This window comes from Mycobacterium shottsii (assembly GCF_010728525.1).
Lineage (GTDB): Bacteria > Actinomycetota > Actinomycetes > Mycobacteriales > Mycobacteriaceae > Mycobacterium > Mycobacterium marinum.
This window is the reverse complement of the sequence record NZ_AP022572.1, coordinates 2659874-2684062: the sequence shown is the minus strand read 5'-3', so window position 1 is coordinate 2684062 and position 24189 is coordinate 2659874. Positions and strand designations below refer to the sequence as shown.

Annotated in this window: 14 protein-coding genes and 3 pseudogenes; 3 read left to right on the top strand and 14 right to left on the bottom strand. The window is 66.4% G+C overall.

The genetic code is table 11. The features are described from left to right. Positions 1-57: 57 nt before the first annotated feature. The 4 genes from G6N41_RS12515 to G6N41_RS28525 form a co-directional block, all read right to left on the bottom strand. Positions 58-906, bottom strand: a complete 849-nt coding sequence (locus G6N41_RS12515; RefSeq protein ID WP_198967515.1) for an extracellular catalytic domain type 1 short-chain-length polyhydroxyalkanoate depolymerase — start codon at positions 904-906, stop codon at positions 58-60. A gap of 64 nt (positions 907-970) precedes the next feature. Next, positions 971-1729 carry a deoxyribonuclease IV gene (locus tag G6N41_RS12510; protein WP_198967514.1) on the bottom strand — a complete coding sequence of 253 codons (759 nt, stop codon included), beginning with the start codon at positions 1727-1729 and terminating at the stop codon, positions 971-973. Positions 1730-1809: 80 nt separating this feature from the next. After that, positions 1810-2097 carry an alpha/beta fold hydrolase gene (locus tag G6N41_RS28530; RefSeq protein WP_231608949.1) on the bottom strand — a complete coding sequence of 96 codons (288 nt, stop codon included), beginning with the start codon at positions 2095-2097 and terminating at the stop codon, positions 1810-1812. 49 nt (positions 2098-2146) lie between these two features. Further along, complete coding sequence (locus G6N41_RS28525; RefSeq protein WP_231608948.1) at positions 2147-2677, bottom strand: alpha/beta fold hydrolase; 531 nt, start codon at positions 2675-2677, stop codon at positions 2147-2149. A gap of 198 nt (positions 2678-2875) precedes the next feature. Between G6N41_RS28525 and G6N41_RS12500 the strand changes: the two are divergent. Next, positions 2876-4788: pseudogene (locus G6N41_RS12500) on the top strand (neutral ceramidase). A 50-nt stretch (positions 4789-4838) separates the two neighbouring features. On the opposite strand, the pseudogene G6N41_RS30000 reads toward G6N41_RS12500, so the two are convergent. From G6N41_RS30000 to G6N41_RS12475, 5 genes and pseudogenes are all read right to left on the bottom strand, one after another. After that, positions 4839-4923, bottom strand: a pseudogene (locus G6N41_RS30000) (PE family protein); the annotation flags it as partial. 747 nt (positions 4924-5670) lie between these two features. Continuing rightward, positions 5671-9621, bottom strand: coding sequence for a DNA-directed RNA polymerase subunit beta' (locus G6N41_RS12490; protein WP_198967513.1), 3951 nt, complete (start codon positions 9619-9621; stop codon positions 5671-5673). Positions 9622-9673: 52 nt separating this feature from the next. Continuing rightward, complete coding sequence (gene rpoB / locus G6N41_RS12485) at positions 9674-13186, bottom strand: DNA-directed RNA polymerase subunit beta (protein ID WP_407663751.1); 3513 nt, start codon at positions 13184-13186, stop codon at positions 9674-9676. Positions 13187-13796: 610 nt separating this feature from the next. Then, positions 13797-14783, bottom strand: coding sequence for an ABC transporter ATP-binding protein (locus G6N41_RS12480; protein ID WP_012392905.1), 987 nt, complete (start codon positions 14781-14783; stop codon positions 13797-13799). A 178-nt stretch (positions 14784-14961) separates the two neighbouring features. Beyond that, positions 14962-16458 (bottom strand): annotated as a pseudogene (locus G6N41_RS12475) (carotenoid oxygenase family protein). 77 nt (positions 16459-16535) lie between these two features. Here G6N41_RS12475 and G6N41_RS12470 point away from each other — a divergent pair. Next, positions 16536-17276 carry a TetR/AcrR family transcriptional regulator gene (locus tag G6N41_RS12470; protein WP_038581361.1) on the top strand — a complete coding sequence of 247 codons (741 nt, stop codon included), beginning with the start codon at positions 16536-16538 and terminating at the stop codon, positions 17274-17276. Positions 17277-17339: 63 nt separating this feature from the next. On the opposite strand, the gene rplL is transcribed toward G6N41_RS12470, so the two are convergent. The 4 genes from rplL to G6N41_RS30310 all read right to left on the bottom strand — a co-directional run bounded on the left by rplL (position 17340) and on the right by G6N41_RS30310 (position 21761). Beyond that, complete coding sequence (gene rplL / locus G6N41_RS12465; protein WP_020731915.1) at positions 17340-17732, bottom strand: 50S ribosomal protein L7/L12; 393 nt, start codon at positions 17730-17732, stop codon at positions 17340-17342. Between the two features lie 77 nt (positions 17733-17809). Then, positions 17810-18430, bottom strand: a complete 621-nt coding sequence (gene rplJ / locus G6N41_RS12460) for a 50S ribosomal protein L10 (protein WP_198967511.1) — start codon at positions 18428-18430, stop codon at positions 17810-17812. 374 nt (positions 18431-18804) lie between these two features. Further along, positions 18805-20427, bottom strand: a complete 1623-nt coding sequence (locus G6N41_RS30315; protein WP_456320220.1) for a hypothetical protein — start codon at positions 20425-20427, stop codon at positions 18805-18807. Then, entirely contained in the window at positions 20424-21761 is a 1338-nt protein-coding gene (locus G6N41_RS30310; RefSeq protein ID WP_456320219.1) for a PE family protein, read from the bottom strand. Before G6N41_RS30310 ends, G6N41_RS30315 begins: the two co-directional genes overlap by 4 nt. A gap of 523 nt (positions 21762-22284) precedes the next feature. On the opposite strand from G6N41_RS30310, the gene G6N41_RS12450 reads away from it, so the two are divergent. Next, positions 22285-23256, top strand: coding sequence for an IS481 family transposase (locus tag G6N41_RS12450; protein WP_198966221.1), 972 nt, complete (start codon positions 22285-22287; stop codon positions 23254-23256). A 24-nt stretch (positions 23257-23280) separates the two neighbouring features. On the opposite strand, the gene G6N41_RS12445 is transcribed toward G6N41_RS12450, so the two are convergent. After that, a complete protein-coding gene (locus G6N41_RS12445) occupies positions 23281-24189 on the bottom strand; it encodes an ROK family protein (protein WP_198967510.1) in 909 nt (302 codons plus the stop codon).

The following is a 24189-nucleotide window of genomic DNA, read 5'->3' as shown; positions in this document are numbered from 1 at the left end:
TCAATGTTACATTTTTCCAACAACCGCACAAGAGGTGTAATGCTGGTGATGACCCAGCTACCGGGGATGCAGGGCGAAGAACTCCCACAGCATCTCGGTGGCCGCCAGCGGCCACTGATGGCCGCCATCATCGATGCTGACCAGCACCACACTGCGGTTGTTCGCACAGCTTGCGACGGAGGTGGCAACCAGACCGCTGACCGTGGCGACCGGCGCGTCACACCGATCCACGTCGCGCCAGAACGCATTCAGGTCCGGCACCGGCGGACCCGCGATATGGGAGGCGGCGCCGGCCCCGGCGCCCCCCGCGTAGCGAACCAGCGGATCTCCGGTGCCGTGGATGTGCATCACCGACACCGGATGTGGAGACCGGCACGGGTCTAGCTGCGTCCCCGAGACCGGGCCGATCGCCGCGAAAATTCCGGTGTTACAGGCCATCGTGTAGGCCATCATGGCGCCGTTGCTCATCCCCGCGGCATAGACCCGGTTCGCGTCGATGCCGACGTTGTGGGCGACGTCGGCCACCGCCGCACTGATGAATGCGACGTCGTCCACGCCGGCGCGCGCGGACCGGCCGCAGCAGCCTCCGCCGTTGACGTTCCAGGCCCTGTTGAGTCCATCCGAATAGACGACCACGAACTTCTCCGAGTCGGCCAACTCATCCCAGTCATAGGAGCGTTCGGCCTGGCGAGCATTACCGAACCCGCCGTGCAGCATCACCACCAGCGCAGCACCCGCGGGCAATCCTTCGGGCTGGTAGAGCCGATAGGTGCGATCGACACCGCCAACATTGATCGTGTGGAAACTGGTGCCCTCGGCAAAGCCGGCGGGCGGCGGTGCTCCCCGGTGCCCACAGCCGGCCAGCGCCACCAGAACGGCCAGTAACGTGAACAAATGGCGGCGCACAGATTAACCGTAGGCGCCATTAGCCGTGGTTACGCGCCAACGAAGCCGAAAAAATTGCTGAAAATCAGCTGTTGAGTTTTTCCCGCAGGAACGCGATGTCATCCTTGCGGCCTTCTTCGGCGGTTTCGCAGATGATTGGGGCATCCGCGGCGCGTACCGCCGCCACGAGCAGTTCCGGATCGATTTGCCCGGCGCCCAGATTGGCGTGGCGGTCCCGACCCGATCCCGCGGCATCCCTGGAGTCGTTGCAGTGCACCAGGTCTATCCGGCCGGTGACGGCCTTGATCCGGTCCACACCATGAACCAGCTGTTCACCGGCCGCCCACGCGTGACAGGTGTCCAGGCAGAATCCGATGCCGGTGTCGCCGATGACGTCCCAGAGCCGGGCGATGGTGTCGAAATGACGCGCCATGGCGTGCTCCCCGCCGGCCGTGTTCTCCAGATACACCGGAACATCGGTCTGCAGCTGGTCAAGCGCCTTGCGCCAGCGCTGGAAACCCTCGTCGAGGTCGTTGTCGTCGGCGACGTGGCCGCCGTGCACGATCACCGCCGCCGCGCCGATGTCCGCGGCCGCATCACAGGTCTGCTGCAGGATCTTGCGCGAAGGGATGCGCACATTGTTGTTCGCCGATGCCAGGTTGATCAGGTAGGGCGCGTGCACGTAGATCGGCAGCGCGGCGGCCTTGAGTTGTGCAGCGTCTTCACGGGGTTTGGGCGCTTTCCAGCTCTGCGGATTGCCCAGTAATATCTGAACGACGTCAGCGCCCTCGGCCTGAGCCGCGGCCAACGGATCCTGCGGACTGACATGCGAACCGATAAGCACGACGTCAGTCTAGCTAGGCACTGCGGTCGCCCAACTCGATGACATCGCCGTGGGCGACGGCCCAAGTTGCCATGGCGGTCTTACCGTGCCCGATCGGTAAGCGCGTCCAGATACTCCGACCAGCGGGTGCGGTCGACAAAGCCGTAGTGGCCGGCTCCAGGCCAAATGCCCGCGGTGGCGTCGGGCAGCCGTTCGGCGACGCGTCTTGGCATGCCCGGCGAGATGATGTCGTCCGCGTCTCCGTAGAAGACGTCGAAATGCGCACGCACATCCTCGAGCTCGAAGCCCCAATCCCACAGGGCCAGCGTCATCTCGTAGAGCCCTTCGCCACCCTGCTGCGTCCCGGCGATGAAGTTGGCCTCAAACATTGCCCGCTGCGCCGGGTCGCACAGCAACGTCGGCGCGTCCGAGGCATCCTTAATGGGCCATATTGTCCAGGTAGCCGCCGATGTCGCGCTGGGCCTTCCTGCTTTCGGCGTGGTAGATCCACTTCAGCAGGCGCCGCAGGCGGCGAAGCCTGACAACGTATCTGAGGTCCCGCATGGCCAGCAGCTTGGCGAAACCGTCCTGGTCCAACGGCCCGACCGGTGAAGCCAGGACGCCGTGGGTGACTCGATCTGGCAGCCGCACCGCGATCGAAAGCGCGTGCGGGCTGCCGCCCGAGTGGCCGGCGACGGCAAAGGCGCCAAGACCCAGGTGATCGGCGAGTTGCTCCATGTCCGCCCCCCAATCCACCATCCTGCGGCCGGGCCGGGGCGTGGATCCTCCGACACCGGGCTGGTCGGCGGCAATCATCCACACACCCAGGGATGCGGTCAGATCATCGTCGGGGTTTCGGATCACCGCCGAATCCGCGAAACCATGGCTGAAGATGACGGGCAGACCGCCGGGATCGCCGTAGGTCAGATACGTCAGTGTCCGGCCATCGGCCAGCGTGAGAGATTCCATCGGTCCTTCCCAGAATCGCACCCGGCGTTTCCCATGACGCTAGGCCTACTGCCAACGCCTGGTCACGGGGTCTGCGGCCAGCCAGCACCGGCACACGCTCGGCGCGGGGGGCGTTTGTGGTGGGGATAGGATGCCCGCGGGCCGCACTTTGCCAGTGCCCGTGAATTCGCCGGCGTCGTGGAGGATGAGAATTTGGCAATGCTTTCAGTCGGACGCGGCATCGCTGACATCACCGGTGAGGCGGCCGATTGCGGCATGCTCGGATACGGCAAGTCCGACCAGCGCACCGCCGGCATTCATCTTCGGCTCCGGTCACGGGCGTTTGTCTTCCGCGATGATTCCCAAGACGAGAACCCACGATTGCTGTTGGTGGTGGCCGAGCTGCCGATGCCCATGCAAAACGTGAATGACGAAGTGTTGCGCCGCTTGGCGGAGTCCTATGGCGACACCTACACCGAGCAGAACACCCTGATCACCACGACGCACACGCACGCCGGGCCCGGCGGGTACTGCGGATACCTGATGTACAACTTGACGACGAACGGTTTCCGGCCGGCGACCTTTGCCGCGATCGTCGACGGAATCGTCGAGTCGGTGGCCCACGCCCATGACGACGTGGCCCCCGCCGAGGTGATGCTGTCGCATGGCGAGTTGCACAGCGCGAGCATCAACCGGTCCCCATCGGCGTTCGACCGCAATCCGGAGGCCGACAAGGCTTTCTTCCCCAACCGCATCGACCCCCAAACCACGCTCGTGCGTATCGATCGGGGCGAGCACACCGTGGGCGCCATCCATTTCTTCGCCACCCACGGCACCAGCATGACCAACCGCAACCGCATGATCTCCGGCGACAACAAGGGCTTCGCGGCCTACCACTGGGAACGCACCGTCGGCGGCGCCGATTACCTCGCCGGGCAGCCCGATTTCATCGCCGCTTTCGCCCAGACCAACCCCGGCGACATGAGCCCGAACGTCGACGGGCCGCTGCCGCCCGGCGCCGCACCGCAATGCGCTCTGGAGAACACCCGCCAGATTGGGTTGCGTCAGTTCGAGGATGCCTCCACCCAATTGGGCGCCACCGCATCCATCGGCAGCGGCATCGATGCCCGGTTGACCTATGTCGATCTCAGCTCGGTACGGGTGCGCGGCGAATTCACCCCGGATGGTCAGGAGCATCGCACCCGGTCCCCGACAGTCGGCGCCGGTGGCATGGCCGGAACCGAAGAAGGCAAGGGCTTCCAGGGCTTTCACCAGGGCCAAAACCTGTTCTGGGACAAGCTGTCCGGCGCCATGTACCGATTGGCCGGGGCCCTCGGCGCGACGCAGGCCCCCAAAGGCATCGTGGTACCCGCGGGCCTGCCGAACCGGGTACATCCGTTCGTCCAGGAAATTGCGCCTGTGCAGTTGGTGCGCATCGGGCGGCTCTATCTCATCGGCATCCCGGGCGAGCCGACCGTGGTCGCGGGGCTGCGGCTACGGCGCACCGTGGCCTCGATCGTCGGCGCCGAGCTGGCCGACGTCCTGTGCGTCGGCTACTGCAATGCCTACATCCATTACCTGACCACGCCCGAGGAGTACCTGGAGCAGCGCTATGAGGGCGGCAGCACGCTCTTTGGCCGATGGGAACTGCCCGCCTTCATGCAGATCGTGGCCGGCCTTGCCGAGGCGATGCGAGACGGTCGGCCGATCGCGCCCGGTCCCCGTCCGCGGCTTGCCCGGCCACTGAGCTGGGGACGTACCGCCCCGCCGATACCGGTTCGTTCGGAGCCGTCATCGCCGAACCCGCCGCCAGCTACCGCCCCGGCGAGGCGGTGCAAGCCGCATTCGTCAGCGCGCTGCCCTCCAATGATCTGCGCCGCGGCGACACCTACCTTGAGGTGCAGCGCCGCGAGGGCCAGGACTGGGCGCGAGTCGCCGACGATGGCGACTGGTCGACCAGCTTCCACTGGGAACGGCAAGGGCGAGCCGGCTCACGGGTCAGCATTCGCTGGGAGATCCCCTGCGACACCGCCCCCGGGCAATACCGCATCCTCCACCACGGAGCCGCGCGCAACGGGGTCGGCGCGCTGACACCGTTCACCGCAACGACGCGCGAATTCACCGTCGGGTAGTTAGTCACCGCTGAGGTGGCCGCGGCAAGGCCAGCCACCGGTACCCGCTGTCCCGGCGCCCCGTCGGTGCCGTTGCCGATCAACGGACGGCCCCAGCAACGCCTGGGTGGGTGCGTTGATCACATCCAGCGCTTCGTCGCGCGCAGTCCGCAGGATCGAGTAATTGGCGGCCTCGGCGTCTGCGTCGGCCAATATCTCCGGAACCGCCACGACGTAAGACACCGATGTTTCCCCCCTGCAGGTCATTCGGCGACTATTCGTGCCAATCGATACGAATTGACGTCCGGAGCCCCCGAAGCCCTATTTGCGTATTATCGTTAGCAGGCAAGAAAATTCGCTTTCAAGTTGCATTCTCCGCCATTATTGCGCCCAAAAACCGCTGCTTGGAAAGCAATTGAATGGCACGTTATGACTTCCACTCATATCACCGTCGCGCGAAATCCCAGAGGCCGAAACGCGCCATTGTCCGCGGCCCCGAAAACAATCGTCGCTAGGCTGCGGGCAGGGGCGCGACGGTGGCCGGACTTGCACACCAGGCGGCGCCACCTTGGCCCCCAGGTCGATCCGAGGAGGCCCGAACCACCGAAATGGGTTGTGGTGGAATGCATTTCGATCAATACATGAGGAACTGTAGGGCCGCGTACCTGGAGATGGCGCCCCGGGGCAGATGAGACGGCTCTGCCCATCTCACATCGCTGCAGGCCTCGGACGGGCACGGCCGCAACGTCCACAGCGGTGCGCCGTCGGCTCTGAGCCGAGCGCGGCAAAGGGTGCCACTGCGACGGTGGTGTTACCGAGGCGAGAACTCATCCGCCCTCGGCAACCGACATAAGCAAGGCGACCCGAGGCCTAGGGCCTCGGGTCGCCTTCCCTGACGTCTAGCTACCGGTAGTCGCTGTAGCCGTAGTCGTCCAACGGAACCGCAGCACCGGTGGCCTGGCCGAAGTCCGGGCTGTAGTACTGGTCCTCGTAGGACGGGATCGTGTACGCCGCGGCACGTGCCTCTTCGGTCGGCTGCACCGCGATGTTGCGGTAGCGGTTGATACCGGTACCAGCCGGGATCAGCTTTCCGATGATCACGTTCTCCTTCAGACCGTTGAGCTTGTCGCTGCGGCAGTTGATCGCCGCATCGGTCAGCACTCGCGTGGTCTCCTGGAATGACGCCGCCGACAGCCACGAGTCGGTGGCCAGCGATGCCTTGGTGATACCCATCAGCACCGGACGACCGGCCGCGGGCTCGCCGCTTTCGGCCACCACCCGGCGGTTCTCCGCCTCGAACTCCGCACGGTCGATCAGCGAGCCGGGCAGGAACTCCGTCGCGCCCGAGTCGATGATGGTGACCCGGCGCAGCATCTGGCGCACGATCACCTCGATGTGCTTGTCGTGGATCGACACACCCTGGGCCCGGTAGACCTCCTGGACCTCGCGGACCAAGTGGATCTGCACCTCACGCGGGCCCTGCACACGCAGCACCTCGTGCGGGTCGGCAGAGCCTTCCATCAGCTGCTGGCCCACCTCGACGTGGTCGCCGTCGGAAAGCGCCCGCTCCGAGCCGTCCTCGTGCTTGAACACCCGCAGCCGCTGCCGTTTGGACAGCTTGTCGTAGACGACTTCCTCGCCGCCATCGTCGGGGACGATGGTGATCTTGTAGAAGCGCTCACCGTCCTCGAGCCGGACCCGACCGGTGACATCGGCGATAGGCGCCTTACCACGCGGAACCCGAGCCTCGAAGAGCTCCTGGACACGCGGCAGACCGCCGGTGATGTCCTCACCCACACCACCCTGGTGGAAGGTACGCATCGTCAGCTGCGTGCCGGGTTCACCGATGGATTGGGCGGCGACGATGCCGACTGCCTCACCGATGTCGACCAGCTTGCCGGTCGCCATCGAACGTCCGTAGCAGGTCGCGCACACACCGGTGCCCGTGGTGCAGGTCAACACCGAGCGAACCTTGACCTGGGTGATACCCGCCGCCAGGCAGGCCTCGATCTCCGGGTCGCCCAAGTCCTCACCACGCGCCACAACGACATTGCCGGCCTCATCGACAGCGTCGGCGCCCAGGGTCCGCGCGTACGCCGAGGTCTCGATGTACGGGTCGCGGATCAGCGTGCCGTCGCCCTGACGCTCGGCCAGCTCGACCATGATGCCGCGCTCAGTCTGGCAGTCGTGCTCGCGCACGATCACGTCCTGGCTGACGTCCACCAGACGACGGGTCAGGTAGCCGGAGTCGGCGGTACGCAGTGCGGTGTCCGCCAAGCCCTTTCGGGCACCGTGGGTGTTGATGAAGTACTCCAACACGGTCAGGCCCGCACGGAACGAGGATTTGATCGGGCGTGGGATGAACTCACCCTTGGGGTTGGTCACCAGACCCTTCATGCCGGCCAGCGTTCGAGTCTGGGTGAAGTTACCCGTGGCGCCCGAGTCGACGATCGTGATGATCGGGTTGTCGGCCGGGTAGTGCTCGCGCAGCGCCTGGCCGACCTCGTCGGTGGCTTCCTTCCAGATCTCCACCAGTGCCTCGTTGCGCTCGTCATGGTTCAGAGCACCACGCTGGAACTGCTTCTCGACCTTCTCCGCCCGCTCCTCGTAGGAGTCGAGGATCTCCTTCTTGCGCGGCGGCACCAGCACGTCGGCCATCGAGACCGTGACACCACTGCGGGTCGCCCAGTAGAAACCGGAGTCCTTGAGCTTGTCGACGGTCTGCGCGACCACGATCATCGGGTAGCGCTCGGCCAGGTCGTTGATGATCGCGGCCTGCACCTTCTTGTGCATCTGCTTGTTCACGAAGGCGTAGCCCAGCGGCAGCAGCTCGTTGAACAACACACGACCCAAGGTGGTCTCGGCCGTCCACGCATCGCCCGGCTGCCAGCCGTTGTGGCCGAACAGCGCGTCCTCGATCTCGGCCGGGGGACGCAGTTGCGTCAGCCGCACCTTGATCTTGGCGCGGACCGAGAGCACGCCCCGGTCGGCCGCCATGATGGCTTCCGCCGGTGACGAGTACACACCCGTCTCCGGGCTGTCCTGCCCAGCGGGCTGGTAGGCACCCTTGTCACCCTCGACCTCGGTGGTCAGGTAGTACAACCCGGTCACCATGTCCAGTCGCGGCATGGCCAGCGGGCGACCCGAGGCCGGCGACAGGATGTTGTTACTCGACAGCATCAGAATGCGCGCCTCGGCCTGAGCCTCGGCGCTCAGCGGCAGGTGCACGGCCATCTGGTCACCGTCGAAGTCGGCGTTGAACGCCTCACACACCAACGGGTGCAGCTGAATGGCCTTGCCTTCCACCAGCATCGGTTCGAAGGCCTGGATGCCGAGGCGGTGCAGGGTGGGCGCGCGGTTGAGCAGCACCGGGTGCTCTGCAATGACTTCCTCGAGCACGTCCCACACCTGCGGACGCTGGCGCTCCACCATCCGCTTGGCGCTCTTGATGTTCTGCGCGTGGTTGAGGTCGACCAGTCGCTTCATCACGAACGGCTTGAACAGTTCCAGCGCCATCAGCTTGGGCAGACCACACTGGTGCAGCTTGAGCTGGGGACCGACCACGATCACCGAACGGCCCGAGTAGTCAACACGCTTACCGAGCAGGTTCTGACGGAACCGGCCCTGCTTGCCCTTGAGCAGATCGGACAGCGACTTGAGCGGGCGGTTACCCGGACCGGTAACCGGCCGGCCGCGACGGCCGTTGTCGAACAGCGCGTCCACCGACTCCTGCAGCATCCGCTTCTCGTTGTTGACGATGATCTCGGGTGCGCCGAGGTCGATCAGCCTCTTGAGACGGTTGTTGCGGTTGATCACGCGGCGGTACAGGTCGTTGAGGTCGCTGGTGGCGAAGCGGCCACCGTCGAGCTGCACCATCGGACGCAGCTCCGGCGGAATCACCGGCACCGCATCGAGCACCATTCCCATCGGAGAGTTGCCCGACTGCTGGAAGGCGGCGACCACCTTCAGGCGCTTGAGGGCACGAAGCTTCTTCTGCCCCTTGCCATTGCGAATGACGTCCCGCAGGATCTCGGCTTCGGCGTCGATGTCGAAGGTCTCGATCAGCTTCTGGATCGACTCCGCGCCCATGGCACCGGTGAAGTACTCGCCGTAGCGGTCCTGCAGTTCCCGGTAGAGGTTCTCGTCGACGATCAGCTGCTTGGGGGCCAGCTTGGTGAAGGTGCTCCAGATGTCCTCGAGCCGGTCCAGCTCACGCTGGGCCCGGTCGCGCAGCTGACGCATCTCGCGCTCACCGCTGTCACGGACCTTGCGCCGCGCGTCGGCTTTCGCGCCCTCGGCCTCGAGCTCGGCCAGGTCGGCCTCCAGCTTCTGGGCACGGGCTTCCAGATCGGCATCGCGCTGGTCCTCGACGGCCTTGCGCTCCACCATCATTTCGGCCTCGAGCGTGGACAGCTCGTTGTGGCGCATTTCGTTGTCGACCGAGGTGATCACGTATGCGGCGAAGTAGATGATCTTCTCGAGATCCTTCGGCGCCAGGTCCAACAGGTACCCCAACCGCGACGGGACGCCCTTGAAGTACCAGATGTGGGTGACAGGCGCGGCCAACTCGATGTGGCCCATCCGCTCACGACGCACCTTGGCCCGAGTCACCTCGACGCCACAGCGCTCACAGATGATGCCCTTGAAGCGAACGCGCTTGTACTTGCCGCAGTAGCACTCCCAGTCGCGAGTCGGTCCGAAGATCTTCTCGCAGAACAGGCCGTCCTTCTCGGGCTTCAAGGTCCGGTAGTTGATGGTCTCCGGCTTCTTGACCTCGCCGTAGGACCACTGACGGATGTCCTCCGCGGTAGCCAGGCCGATCCGGAGCTCATCGAAGAAGTTGACGTCTAGCACGTAACTCCCTTTCCCCTTGCGGGTTTAGTAACTACTAGCTGGTTCCAAAAGATCAAGCGAGATCTTCGACAGACGCAGATTCGTTGCGAGACAGGTTGATTCCGAGGTTGGCCGCAGCCCGTTCGAGGTCTTCGTCCTCACCTTCGCGCAGCTCGATCGCTGCACCATCGGACGACAGCACCTCGACGTTGAGGCACAGCGATTGCAGCTCCTTGAGCAGCACCTTGAACGACTCGGGAATACCCGGCTCGGGGATGTTCTCGCCCTTGACGATCGCCTCGTAGACCTTGACGCGTCCGACGGTGTCGTCGGATTTGATGGTCAACAGCTCCTGCAGCGTGTACGCCGCGCCGTAGGCCTGCATGGCCCAACACTCCATCTCACCGAACCGCTGGCCACCGAACTGCGCCTTACCACCCAACGGCTGCTGGGTGATCATCGAGTACGGGCCGGTGGAACGGGCGTGGATCTTGTCGTCCACCAAGTGGTGCAGCTTCATGATGTACATGTAGCCAACCGTCACCGGGTACGGGAACGGCTCGCCGCTGCGGCCATCGAACAGCTTGGCCTTGCCGTCAACGTCGACGAGCACCTCTCCGTCACGGTTGGGCAGCGTGGCCGACAGCAGGCCTTGGAGCTCGGCCTCCTGCGCGCCGTCGAACACCGGGGTGGACACGATGCTGTCCGGTTGAGCCGAGAGCAGGTTTTCGGGCAGCTTGCCCGCCCACTCCGGCACTCCGTTGGCGACGTCGATGTTCCAGCCGGACTTGGCGACCCAACCAAGGTGGGTTTCCAGAATCTGACCGATGTTCATCCGTCGCGGCACACCGTGGGTGTTCAGGATGATGTCGACCGGCGTGCCATCCGGCAGGAACGGCATGTCCTCGGCGGGCAGGATCTTGCCGATGACGCCCTTGTTGCCGTGACGACCGGCCAGCTTGTCACCGTCGGAGATCTTGCGCTTCTGGGCCACGTAGACGCGGACCAGTTCGTTGACACCGGCCGGCAGCTCGTCGTCGTCCTCGCGGGAGAACACCCGAATGCCGATCACCTTGCCGGACTCACCGTGCGGCACCTTCAGCGAGGTGTCGCGGACCTCGCGGGCCTTCTCACCGAAGATCGCCCGCAGCAGCCGCTCCTCCGGGGTCAGCTCGGTCTCACCCTTGGGGGTGACCTTGCCGACCAGGATGTCGCCGTCGCGGACCTCGGCACCGATGCGCACGATACCGCGCTCGTCCAGGTCGGCGAGCACCTCATCGGAGACGTTCGGGATGTCCCGGGTGATCTCCTCGGCGCCCAGCTTGGTGTCGCGCGCGTCGATCTCGTGTTCCTCGATGTGGATCGAGGTCAGCACGTCCTCTTCGACCAGGCGGTTGGACAGGATGATGGCGTCCTCGTAGTTGTGTCCCTCCCACGGCATGATCGCCACCAGCAGGTTCTTACCCAGCGCCATCTCACCGTTTTGAGTACACGGACCGTCCGCGATCACCTGGCCGGCCTCGACGCGCTCACCAGCGTCCACGATGGGGCTCTGGTTGGCGCAGGTGCCGTGGTTGGAGCGGGCGAACTTGCGCATCCGGTAGGTGTGCCGGGTGCCGTCGTCGGCCATCACGGTGATGTAGTCGGCGGACACCTCCTCGATCACCCCGGCCTTGTCGGCAACGACGACGTCGCCGGCGTCGATCGCCGCGCGCAACTCCATACCGGTACCGACCAGCGGTGCCTCGCTGCGCACCAGCGGGACCGCCTGGCGCTGCATGTTGGCACCCATCAGGGCGCGGTTGGCGTCATCGTGCTCGAGGAACGGAATCATCGCGGTGGCCACCGACACCATCTGGCGCGGCGACACGTCCATGTAGTCCACCTCTGACGAGGGCACGTACTCGACCTCGCCCGCCTTCCGACGGACCAGGACGCGCGGCTCGACGAAACGGCCCTGCGCGTCGATCGGCGAATTGGCCTGCGCCACGACGTGGCGGTCCTCCTCGTCGGCGGTCAGGTAGTGGATCTCGTCGGAAACGACCCCGTCGACCACCTTGCGGTAGGGCGTCTCGATGAACCCGAACGGGTTGACCCGGGCGTACACCGACAGTGAACCGATCAGACCGATGTTCGGCCCTTCCGGCGTCTCGATCGGGCACATCCGGCCGTAGTGCGACGGGTGCACGTCACGAACTTCCAGACCGGCGCGCTCACGGGACAGACCGCCCGGCCCCAGCGCCGAGAGGCGGCGCTTGTGGGTGAGACCGGAGAGCGGGTTGTTCTGGTCCATGAACTGCGACAGCTGGCTGGTTCCGAAAAACTCCTTGATCGCCGCAACGACCGGACGGATGTTGATCAGCGTCTGCGGCGTGATCGCCTCGACGTCCTGGGTGGTCATCCGCTCCCGGACCACCCGCTCCATCCGCGACATGCCGACCCGGATCTGATTCTGGATCAGCTCACCCACCGTGCGCAACCGGCGGTTGCCGAAGTGGTCGATGTCGTCGGTCTCGACCGGCACCTCGACACCGCCCGGAGCGGTCATCGCGGTCTGGCCCTCGTGCAAGCGGACCAGGTATTCGATGGTGGCGACGACGTCTTCCTCGGTCAGCGTCGAGCTGGTGATGGGCTGGCCGGCGTTCAGGCCGAGCTTCTTGTTGACCTTGTACCGGCCCACCCGGGCCAGGTCGTAGCGCTTCTCCTTGAAGAACAGGTTCTCCAGCAGGGTCTGCGCGGACTCCTTGGTCGGCGGCTCGCCCGGACGCAGCTTGCGGTAGATGTCCAGCAGCGCCTCATCGGTGCCGGCGGTGTTGTCCTTCTCCAGCGTCCCCATCATGATCTCGGAGAAACCGAACCGCTCGTGGATCTGCTCGTTGGACCAACCCAGGGCCTTGAGCAGCACGGTAACCGGCTGGCGACGCTTGCGGTCGATACGCACGCCCACGGTGTCGCGCTTGTCGACGTCGAATTCCAGCCAAGCACCACGGCTGGGAATCACCTTGACGCTGTGCAGCAGCTTGTCGGTGGACTTGTCGATGGTCTCGTCGAAGTAGACACCCGGCGACCGGACGAGCTGGCTGACCACCACACGCTCGGTCCCGTTGATGATGAAGGTGCCCTTCTCGGTCATCATCGGGAAGTCACCCATGAACACCGTCTGGCTCTTGATCTCACCGGTGTTGTTGTTGATGAACTCGGCCGTGACGAACAGCGGGGCCGCGTACGTCATGTCCTTGTCTTTGCACTCATCGACCGGCGCCTTGACTTCGTCGAAGCGGGGGTCGGAGAACGACAGCGACATCGATCCGGAGAAGTCCTCGATCGGCGAGAGCTCGTAGAGCACCTCTTCAAGCCCACCTACCGGGGTGGCGTCACCGCGCTGGGCAACCGATTCGCGCCAGCGCTGCGAGCCGATCAGCCACTCGAACGAATCGGTCTGAACGTCCAGCAACCCGGGCACTTCAAGCGGTTCGCGAAGCTTGGCAAACGAAACCCGGTTGGGCGCCCCCGGTACGGAGCTGTTTGAAGAACTTTGCGGGCGACCCTGATGGAGACTAGCGTCTGTCTGGCGGAAATCAGCCAAGATGCGTCCTTCCAGCACCTCGTGCGACTAACGAGGACCAAGAAGAGTCCGGTGCGAGCCGGTGCCCACCAAGCCTGTTCGCCGCAGATAATTGTGTCGGTTTTGGCCGGCGAACGAACTACCCGGATCTCACGCACGCAACCGAACGGCTGAGCCGCAAGCGGCTCAGGCTAGGACCACAGCGTCAAGTGGCGGGTGAGGTGGGCAGGAAGTAGCCAGCGCAACGTCCAACAATAGCGCAGGACGGCGCATTCCTCAAATGCCCATGACAATTACCTATCCGCGGGCATCGGCGCTGGCTGGCGATCTCGACTTCCCTCGGACACATAGGACACATGCTGACCAACAGATTGACCCGTTTGCGCCCCGCCGTCAAGGGGGACGGGCCGCAAGTTACGCCGAGTTATCCGGAATTTCGGCAACGTCGACTCGCTGAACCGGTTCAGCCCACATGCGCCGGACGACACGTCGGGCAGCGTCTGCCAACACGGGCTTGCGCCGCCCCGGATACCGACGATTTGGCCCACCCAAACCCCGATGTAGGTTCCCCGGAAACGTAATTCGGATTTGCCGCCCGCGGCCGCGCGACGCGCTAGACCCTGGACGGCGGTCAGCGGTGGGTGCCCTCGAGGTCCTCGAGGATTGCCGCCTGGGCGTCCTTGGGCAGCGTGTGCAGCATCTCGCGAACCCGCGCCTGGCGGCGGGCGACGGCCTTACGTTCCGGCATGCCCGGAGTCGCTTGGATCTGCGGTGGCACACCCTCGATGTCCTCGGTGCCGCCGGCGTGCTGTCCGGCGTCGATCATGGCCTGCTCTTCGGCCATGGTTGCCTCGTCCTTTTCCTCGGACATGCCGATCGGGCCGATGCGGCGGCCGTTGAGGAACTGCCGAACCACGGGCTCATCGCTGGTGAGCAGCACCTCGCGGGGGCCGAACATGACCAGGTGCTTACGGAACAACATGCCCATGTTGTCCGGCACGGTGCGCGCGATGTTGATGTTGTGCGTCACGATCAGGATGGTGGCATCGATCTGGGCGTTGATGTCCATGATCAACTGGCTCAGATAGGCGGTACGGACGGGGTCCAGACCCGAGTCGGGCTCGTCGCAGAGAATGATCTGCGGGTCGAGAACCAGCGCCCTGGCCAGGCCGGCGCGCTTGCGCATACCACCGGAGATCTCACCGGGGAACTTCTTCTCATCACCGGTGAGACCGACCATGGCCAGCTTCTCCATGACGATGTCACGGATTTCGCTTTCCTTCTTCTTGGTGTGCTCACGCAGCGGGAAGGCGGTGTTGTCATAGAGGTTCATCGACCCGAACAGCGCACCGTCCTGGAACAGCACACCGAACAACGTCCGGATCTCGTAGAGCTCCTTGGCCGAACATTCGATGATGTCGGTGCCATCGATGAGGATCGAGCCGCGCTCTGGGCGCAGCAGACCGATCAGGGACTTCAGGAACACCGACTTGCCAGTACCGGAGGGACCAAGCAACACGCTGACCTCCCCGGCCGGGATCGTCAGCGTGACGTCTTCCCAAATCCTCGAGGATCCGAAGGACTTTGTCAGTCCGTTGACCTCGATAGCGACGCCCATGGGAAATCCTTCCAATGCCGATGGCCGTGACCTGCCCCGTTGATGTGGCTTGAGTCACTGTAGCGCACGTCATGGGCGGGATATCAGGGTTGGATAGATAACAAATCTCCCGCAGGCCACGCCAGCCACCCGCAAGCACCGGTCACACGCCCGTTACGCGCCCGTCATTGGGCGCCGGTCATGTCGAGGCCGACCAATTGCCATGGAAGCCTAGCGGCACCCGCTGCGGAAGATGCACGCACGCCGCCAGCTCCAGCGTCTGGGCGTCCAGCAGCACCAGCTGACCCTCGTCGGAGCCACGGTGATAGCCGTATCCCATCAGGACCCCGTCATCCTCGGCGGCGGCCGTCGGGCTCGGCACGAAGGCCATCTCACCAAGCAGCAGGTCCGGATCGAGCGGGGCGACTTGGCTGGACCCGGTCGCATAGTCCTGCTTGTACAGCGAGGTCGACATGTCCGAGGTGCCACCCGTGAGGTAACCGCCGTCCACGCCCAGGGTGTAGCCAAACCGGTGCCGCTTGCCCAACAACGTCTCATTGATCCGGGGAAACTCCTGGGACCGGTCGTCACGGCACTCGGTGCTGACCGCGCCGGTGGTCAAGTTGATCACCCAGCGATCCAGCGAGGGAGTGGTATCTCCGGGGCCACGACGGTCACGGTCGAACATCCGCCGGTAGCGGACCACGTCGAGTATCAACACCTCGGCCCCATCGCGGTGCTCCGAATACGCGTTGAGCGGGTGGTAGACGTAGCAGGGCTCGGTATCAAACCATCTGACATCCCGGTTACCACCCTCCCGGGGCATGACCCCGATCCGGGCCGGGTAGGCGGGGTTCCATGCGTAGGGCAGCCGGTTGGACGGCTTGGGATTGCGGTTCATCATTGCCGCGATCGGGCTGGGCACCCGGACATTTCCGATCAACGAGGCCATCACCAGCCGGGCCGGCACCCCGAGCCAGCTGGGCATTTTCACCGGCATCACCTGCGCCGAGTCGAAGGTGACCGGCAGGTCGTAGATCACGACGTACTTATCGGTCAGCGAGAAGTCGTGCATCATCGGCGACCCGGTGACCTCGATGTCAACGGTGCGACGCGCCCGCCCCTGGGTGTCGATCACCGAGTACTGCACCGTGTGCCCGCGGGTAAACGAGTAGGACACCGCGTGCAGCTCGCCGGTCTGGGGGTCACGGTGCGGATGGGCGGTGTAACCGCCGGGCAGGGTGCCGTCGAAGTCGCAGGTGCCCACGGTGTCGAGGTCGTCGGTGAGCTCATAGTTTGCGACGCCCCCCCCTCCACCAGGGCGAGGGTGCGCCCAGCGTGACTGAGCACGTTGGTGTTGGCCCCCAGCCCCAGCATGCCCGCCCGGGGGTCAAGCCTGGCGGGCGGCGACTCCCCCAGCGCAGCACATACCGGCATGCTGCGCACCCAACGGTTGCGGTACCAACTGGCCCGCCCGTCGCGCAGCGCGACCCCGTGCACCATCCCGTCGCCGGTGAACCAGTGGTAGGTGGCGGGGTTGACCTCCGCCACCGGGTTGGGCCCATTGCGCAGATAGCGCCCGTCGAGGTGGTCGGGGATGCGCCCGGTGACCTCCAGGTCGGTTGCGGTCACTTCGGCGCGCACGGGGGGCCAGAAAGCCCTCGAGATAGGGATTCCGGGGTTGGGCGCTGCGCATGGTCGTCACGTCTGAGCTAAAATAACATTGTTATTTCGCTGTTATTGAGACGGTACGCTCCCAATGAGAAGATGGCAATGATGATTGGGGAAACAACGTCACCGACCCAACGCAGCGGCGTTCGCGACGAGATGCTGCGTGCCGCCGTCGCGCTGCTCGACGCGCACGGACCCGATGCACTGCAAACCCGCAAGGTGGCGGGGGCCGCGGGTACCTCCACAATGGCGGTCTATACGCATTTCGGCGGAATGCCCGAACTGATCGCCGAAGTCGCCGAGGAGGGTTTGCGACAGTTCGACACCGCGCTTGCGGTGCCACCATCCGATGACCCAGTGGCCGATCTGGTGGCCACCGGCGCCGCCTATCGCCGGTACGCCATCGAGCGCCCGCACATGTATCGGCTGATGTTCGGCAGCACCAGCGCGCACGGCATCAACGCGCCCACACAAAACGTCCTGACCCTGACGATCTCGCAGATCGAGCAGCGCCATCCCAGCTTTGCGCACGTGGTGCGGGGTGTCCGGCGGTCGATGCTGGCCGGGCGAATCACCGTGAACGGCGGGGCCGACCGCAATCGGGCGTCGGCAACCGATGGTCTGGCCACGGACGTTCCCGACGCGGAGATCGTCGCGACCGCTGCCCAGTTCTGGGCACTGATCCATGGGTTCGTGATGCTCGAACTAGCCGGCTTCTTCGGCGATGAGGGAGCGGCCATCGAGCCGGTACTCGCGTCGATGACAACGAACTTGCTTGTCGCCTTGGGAGATTCGCCCGAGCTGGCAACGCGGTCGCAGCGCCTGGCGACCGGCGCGGGCTGAATACAGCAAACCCCCGGAAACCAGGAACGGCTCCGGGGGTTTGCGTGGGTTCTGCGTGTAGACCTACTTGACGGTGACGCTGGCGCCTGCGGCCTCGAGCTTGGCCTTGGCTTCCTCGGCGGCCTCCTTGGCGACCTTCTCCAGCAGCGGCTTGGGTGCGCCGTCGACCAGGTCCTTGGCTTCCTTGAGACCCAGGCCGGAGACGATCTCACGGACCACCTTGATGACGCCGATCTTCTTGTCACCGGCGGCCTCGAGGATGACGTCGAATTCGGACTGCTCCTCGGCGGCCTCAGCGGCACCGCCGGCCGGGACGGCACCAGCGGCCGCGACGGCGACCGGGGCGGCCGCGGTGACCTCGAAGGTGTCCTCGAACTTCTTCACGAAGTCGGAGAGCTCCAGCAGGGTCATTTCCTTGAAAGCGTCGAGCAGCTCGTCGGTCGAGAGCTTTGACATGGTTTGGGTCCCTTCCTAGTTTCTTGGGGGTTTCTTGGGGCTTCTTGGGTTATTTGGTGGTCTCTCGATACAGGTGGCTATTCGGCGTCGGTCGCCGTGTCAGTCGCCTCGGGGGCTTCGGAGGCTTCAGCGGCCCCCGCGGCTTCAGGAGTCTCGGTAGCTGCGGCCGGCGCCGAGCCGGGCTCCGCTGCCTTCTTCTCCTGCAGCGCCGACGCCAACCGGGCGAACTGCGAGGCCGGCGCATTGAACAGCCCGGCAGCCTTGGCGAGGTTGCCCTTCATCGCGCCGGCCAGCTTGGCCAGCAACACCTCGCGGGTCTCCAGATCGGCGATCCGCTCAACTTCGGCGACGGTCAACGCGTGACCGTCCATGTAGCCGCCCTTGATGACCAGCGCCTTGTGTTCCTTGGCGAAGGTCTTGAGGGCCTTGGCCGCGTCGACCGGCTCGCCCTTGACGAACGCGATCGCGGTGGGGCCCGCGAACAGCTCGTCGAGGCCTTCGACACCGGCCTCCGAAGCTGCGCGCTTGATGAGGGTGTTCTTGGCTACGGCGTAGGTGGCCGACTCGCCCAACGACCGGCGCAATTCGGCCAGGTTGGAGACCGTCAAACCACGGTATTCGGTAATGACAGTTGCGGTCGACGCCTTGAAGTGCTCTGCGATGTCCGCAACGGCAGTGGCCTTGTCAGCCCTGGCCATGCATGCCTCCTGAAGTCGAAGTCCGGTGGAAGTTTCCGGTATTAGCTGGTGCGACGTGTCGTCTGTGATCGCCGCAAAACGTCGAACGCCCCGGCGCAGGATGCGGCCGGGGCGTGAATGCGCGCCAGCACACGGGCCGGCGATACTTGCCTCGTCCTCCTGCGTGGGCCGCCGGGATTACTCCCGGACCTTCAACCGATTTCTCGGTGACCGACGGTCTTCGGTGGATCGGACACCACAATAGCGCGGCCCGCCCGATCAGCCAAAACGGGCGAGTATGCCACCCGCAGCGCCGCACGGGAAGTTGGGCCCGAACCGCCACGCGCGGTCACCCAAGCCACTTCAGCTACTCCAGCCACTTGAGCAACGCGGATCTATGGGGCGTGGCCGCCGGCCCCGCCGGTGCCTCCTCCACCGCCGGTGCCGTCCTGGTAACCCACATCGCCGGGCAGGCCGGGCCAGCCGGGATAGTCCGAACCGTCAGTATGTGCCACACCACCGTGACCGCCTTGACCGCCGTGGCCACCCGGCTGCCCATGCAGGGCGTGGCCGCCGTCGCCGCCGTTACCGCCGTTACCCGACACCCCGCCAAAACTGTTACCACCGGTGCCGCCGAAGCCGCCGTTGCCGGCCTTGCCGACCAGCGAGGCGTGGGCGCTGCCGCCTCGGCCACCGTTGCCGCCGTTGCCGGCGTTGAAACCGGATCCGCCGTTGCCGCCGTAGCCACCGTCGCCGGGATGGCCGCCGCCGCCGGGATTGTCTGGCCCACCGGCGCCACCATTACCGCCATGGCCGCCATTGCCCATGAGTCCGTCATCGCCCGGGGCGGCGTGGGTGGAGCCGTCACCACCGATTCCGCCGTCGCCACCGAGACCGCCCGCCGCGCCGTAGCCGCCGGTGCCCCCGTTGCCCCCGTTGTGCCCGTTGTGCCCGTTCTCGAACCCCATGGGCGATGGACCAGAACCGCCGTGACCACCGTTAGCGCCATTGCCGCCGGTGCCACCGTTACCCGCGTGGCCGCCTCTGCCGCCCGATTCGCCGTCCGTGCCGGTACCAGCCTTCCCCGACAACCCGGCGGCACCGTCACCGCCGACGCCGCCTAACCCGCCAGCACCGCCGGTGCCGCCCTTTTCACCACCGCCGCCGCCGGCTCCGCCAGCACCACCGTGCCCGCCATCACCGGCATTGAACCCGTCTTCACCCGCGGTTCCGCCATGGGCGCCCGGACTACCTGCCCCGCCCGCACCGCCGTTACCGCCGACTCCTCCGTTGCCGTAGGCACCGCCGTCGCCGCCCCGGCCGCCGGCGCCGCCAGCACTACCGGCCCCGCCTTCGACGCCGACGGCGCCGCTGCCGCCGTGACCGCCGTTGCCCCCGTTGCCGCCACTGGTCGGGCCAATCCCGTCAAGGCCGGCGGTACCTGCAACAGAGCCGCCCCCAGCGGCGCCACCCTCGCCCCCAGCACCCGGATCGCCACCTCGCCCACCATCGCCGCCAGCCAACCCCGAGCCCGCCGCGGCATCGGCACCACGGCCGCCATCACCGGCCACGCCCCCGCTCCCGCCGTGGCCTCCGTCATTACCGGCGCCCTGGAGGCCATCGGAGTAGCCGCCCGCCTGCGCATGACCTGCGTCGCCACCGGCGCCGCCGGCCCCACCGTTGCCGCCGGCACCGCCAACCCCGCCGGCACCGCCGTTCATGTCTATGCCGATGTGCCCGGCCAGGCCGGTGGTGCCGGCACCACCATTCCCGCCGGCACCGCCGGCCTCGCCCGCGAAGCCAGCCTCACCGGGGAGCAAACCTGAGGCCCCCGCTTCACCGGCCTTGCCCACACCGCCGTCACCACCGTCTCCGCCGTGGCCGAACAGCCCGCCGTTACCACCAGCCCCGCCGGCCCCACCCGATTTGCCAGCCGCTATCGCGTCGGCGCCGCGACCCCCTGCGCCGCCATTACCACTGATCGGACGCGCCCCCTCCGCGCCGTGGGCACCCGTCACGGAGCCGGCCCCACCGGCTCCCCGACCCCGCCGACACCCGCGTTGCCGCCGTCGCCCCCTGCGCCTCCGATACCGGTACCGCCGGCAAATGTGCCCGCCGCGCCTCGGCCACCGTCGCCAGCCAATCCACCGGCACCGCCGGCCCCGCCGGCACCGCCAGCACCCCGCTGGCCCAGAAAGCCGCCCTCGCCGCCGGTCCCGCCAACTCCGCCGGTCCCGCCGGCACCACCGTCGCCGCCAGTTCCGCCGGCGCTGCCCAGGACAACCCCGTCCCCGCCGGCGCCACCCGCACCGCCGGTGCCCCCGACACCGCCGAGCCCCCCGACGCCCCCGTTGCCGACCAACCAGCCACCGCGACCACCGTCACCACCGTTGCCCGCGTGGCCGCCCGCGCCACCGGCGTCACCAGCCCCGCCGGAAATGCCAGCACCACCATCGCCGCCGGCACCACCGGCGCCACCGAGGCCGTACAACCCCGCGGCTCCCCCGGCACCACCATCACCACCGTTGGTACCGTTCGCGCCGCCGGGGCCACCGGCGCCACCGGCACCACCGGGGCCGAACAGCGCTCCGGCGTTTCCGCCGATTCCGCCGATTCCGCCGGTGTCGCCCAGTCCCAACCCGCCAGCTCCGCCGGTCCCGCCAGCACCGAAGAATCTCGCGGGCCCACCAACCCCGCCATTGCCCCCGGTGAGCACGCCTTGGCCGCCAAGGCCGCCGGCGCCTCCATTGCCGTACAGCCATCCGCCGTTGCCGCCCGCACCGCCGGTCGCACCCACGGCCGAGACTCCACTGACTCCGCCGGCGCCGCCGGCACCGCCATGGCCGAGTAGACCCGCGGACCCTCCGGCCCCGCCGACCTGACCTACTCCGCCCGAGCCACCGTTACCACCGTCGCCCCACAACAACCCCCCGTTGCCGCCCGCCTGCCCGCTACCGGGTGCGCCGTCGGTGCCGTTGCCGATCAACGACCACCCGAACAACGCTTGAGTGGGCGCATTGATCACGTCCAAGACGCACTGCTCGACGGTCTCCAAACCGGCTACCGCCGAAATGTTGGCAGCTTCAGCTTCCGCATAGCCCCCCGAGGCGGCGGCCAGCATCTGCACAAACCGCCGGTGAAACAGCGCCACCTGAGCGCTGAGCGACTCGTACTCGCGCCCATGAGCGACGAACAATGACGCCAGCGCCACGGAGACCTCATCGACCCCGGGAGGCAGCACGGCCGTCACCGCACCAGCCGCCGCATTGGCCTCATCGATCGATGACCCAATCTGCGTCAAGGCCGCCGCACCATCAGTCACCAGCTCCGGCGAAACACTCACAAACGACATGACCCCACCCCCATCAGCCCAGCCAAGATGCCGCCCCAAGCGACTGACAACACGCTATACACACAGGTCAACGGCGTACCACTCGAATCGACGGCACCGTCAAAAAATTGAACAATGCCCGGCGCAGCGCCCGGCCGGCACGCGTCTCACCGCGGCAACTCAACCGGCAACAACGACGGCCAAAGCCCGGGGTTGCGTCTCACCGCCAAGACGCATCAATGAGCTCGAGCGCGGGAACCGCGTCTAGCCAGGGGCCACTAATTGCCGGCTCGTCGGCCAAGAAAAACCGCCGTCGGGATTGCGCGACACCGGCGTGAAATCAGCACGACACGAGTACGAGAAACCCCCGTAACATCGGGGCCCCCAACGCGTCTGTGCAAGGGGCCGGCCGGGATGCGGACGTCGTTCGCTGCAGCCGGCTAGCTGTCGTGACCTGGGAGGTTGTTAACGGCGTGCCTGCTTGAAAGTGGGAGGACCTCCTGACGGAGTGGATGTGTCTGGCATTCACCCGTAGGAGGTCCTTGTGTCTCACGCTAACGCCCGTACCAATGTGTTCGCTCGTCAGTTGATCGTTGAGCGCGTCGCCGCCGGGTGGCCGGCCGCGCATGTGGCTGAGCAACTGGGGATTTCGCGGGCAACGGTGTACAAGTGGCTGCGCCGGTATGCCGAGGGCGGTGATGCCGCGCTGGCCGACCGCTCGTCGCGGCCGATCCGGATGCCCAACCGTACGAGCCATCGGGTCGAACAGAAGGTACTCGCCGCCCGCCAACGCCGTAAGCGCGGCGCTGTTGTGCTCGCCGCCGAACTCGAACTGAATCCCTCGACAGTCGGACGGATCCTGGCACGCCACCAGGTGCCACATCTGAGTGCAATCGACCCGATCACCGGCGAGGTGGTGCGCTCATCGCGGCGCAGCCCCAACCGCTACGAATACCCCACCCCGGGAGCCGGGGTTCATGTCGACGTCAAGAAGCTTGGCGCCATTCCCCCAGGCGGTGGATGGCGCCTGCACGGCCGCGACGCCGCAGTCTCAGTTGCCCACCGGCACAAGAAGACCAAGATCGGCTACGACTACGTGCACACCGCCATCGATGACTACACTCGGCTGGCCTACAGCGAAGTGCTCCCCGACGAGAAGGACCCGACGTGCGCTGGGTTTCTTCACCGGGCACTGGCCTGGTTCGCCGCCCACAGTGTGCGTGTGCGTCGGCTACTGACCGACAACGCGTTGGTCTACCGACACGGCACCGACTGGGGCTGGGTTTGTTCGGCCTGGCAGCTTAAACGCCGATTCAGTAAGCCCGGCTGTCCCTGGACCAACGGCAAAGCAGAACGTTTCAACCGGACCTTGATCAACGAATGGGCCTACGCCCGCCCCTGGACCAACAACACCCTACGTAGCCGCGGCCTTGACCAATTCCTTCGCCGCTACAACACTCGACGAGGCCACTCCGCCCTCGGCGGACGACCACCAATCAGCCGACTCGCTGTCTGACAACAACGTGTCAGGTCACAACAACTAGCCGAGCCCGGCAAGGCGGGCGGCACCGACCAGACCGGCCTGTCCGCCTAGCTCGGCGGGCACAACGCGCAGGCCGGCCAAGAAGTCCAGCCCAAGATAGTCGGCCAATGCCGCGCGCAGCGGGTCGAACAACAGGCGCCCGGCTCTGGCGACCCCTCCCCCGATGACAACCCGGTCGAGGTCGCACACCGCGCCCACCGAGGCGATCATGGCGGCCAGGCCACGGGTGCCCCGGCGAAAGGCCGCCAGCGCCACGGCATCTCCGGCGGCGGCCGCGGCCGCCAATTCCCTGGCTCCCGCTTCGGGCCGCGCCGACCAACCGTTGGCCAGAGCCCATCGAACCATCGACGGGCCAGCGGCGATCGTCTCGACACAGCCACGGCCACCGCAGGAACACCGCAGGCCATCCTGATCGACCACGACATGCCCCACGTGTCCCGTGTTGCCGGTGCGGCCCGGATACGGGACACCGCCCAGCACCAGCCCCCCGCCGACACCGGTGGACACCACCATGCCCAACAGGAACCGTGCGCCCCGTCCCGCACCCAGCCAGTGCTCGCCGAGCGCCATGCAGACCCCATCGCCGCCCAGCCGCACCGGCACATCGGGCACCATGGCCGCAACCCGGTCTCGCAGGGGGAAGCCGCGCCAGGAGCCGATATTGATCGGGCTGACCGTCCCGCTATCCAGGTCGACCGGCCCGGCCGAGGCGATGCCCACCGCAGCCACCGTGTCGTCGGCCACCCGCAATGCCTCGGCGATCGCCTCGGCGACCGCGGCCCAGACCTGCTCGGCCGCGCAGCGCGCCGGGGTCGGCACTTGGGCGGTGTGCACCAGCGCGCCGTCGGCGTCGGCCAGCCCGACGGCGACCTTGGTGCCGCCGATGTCCAGACAGAGGGTCAACAT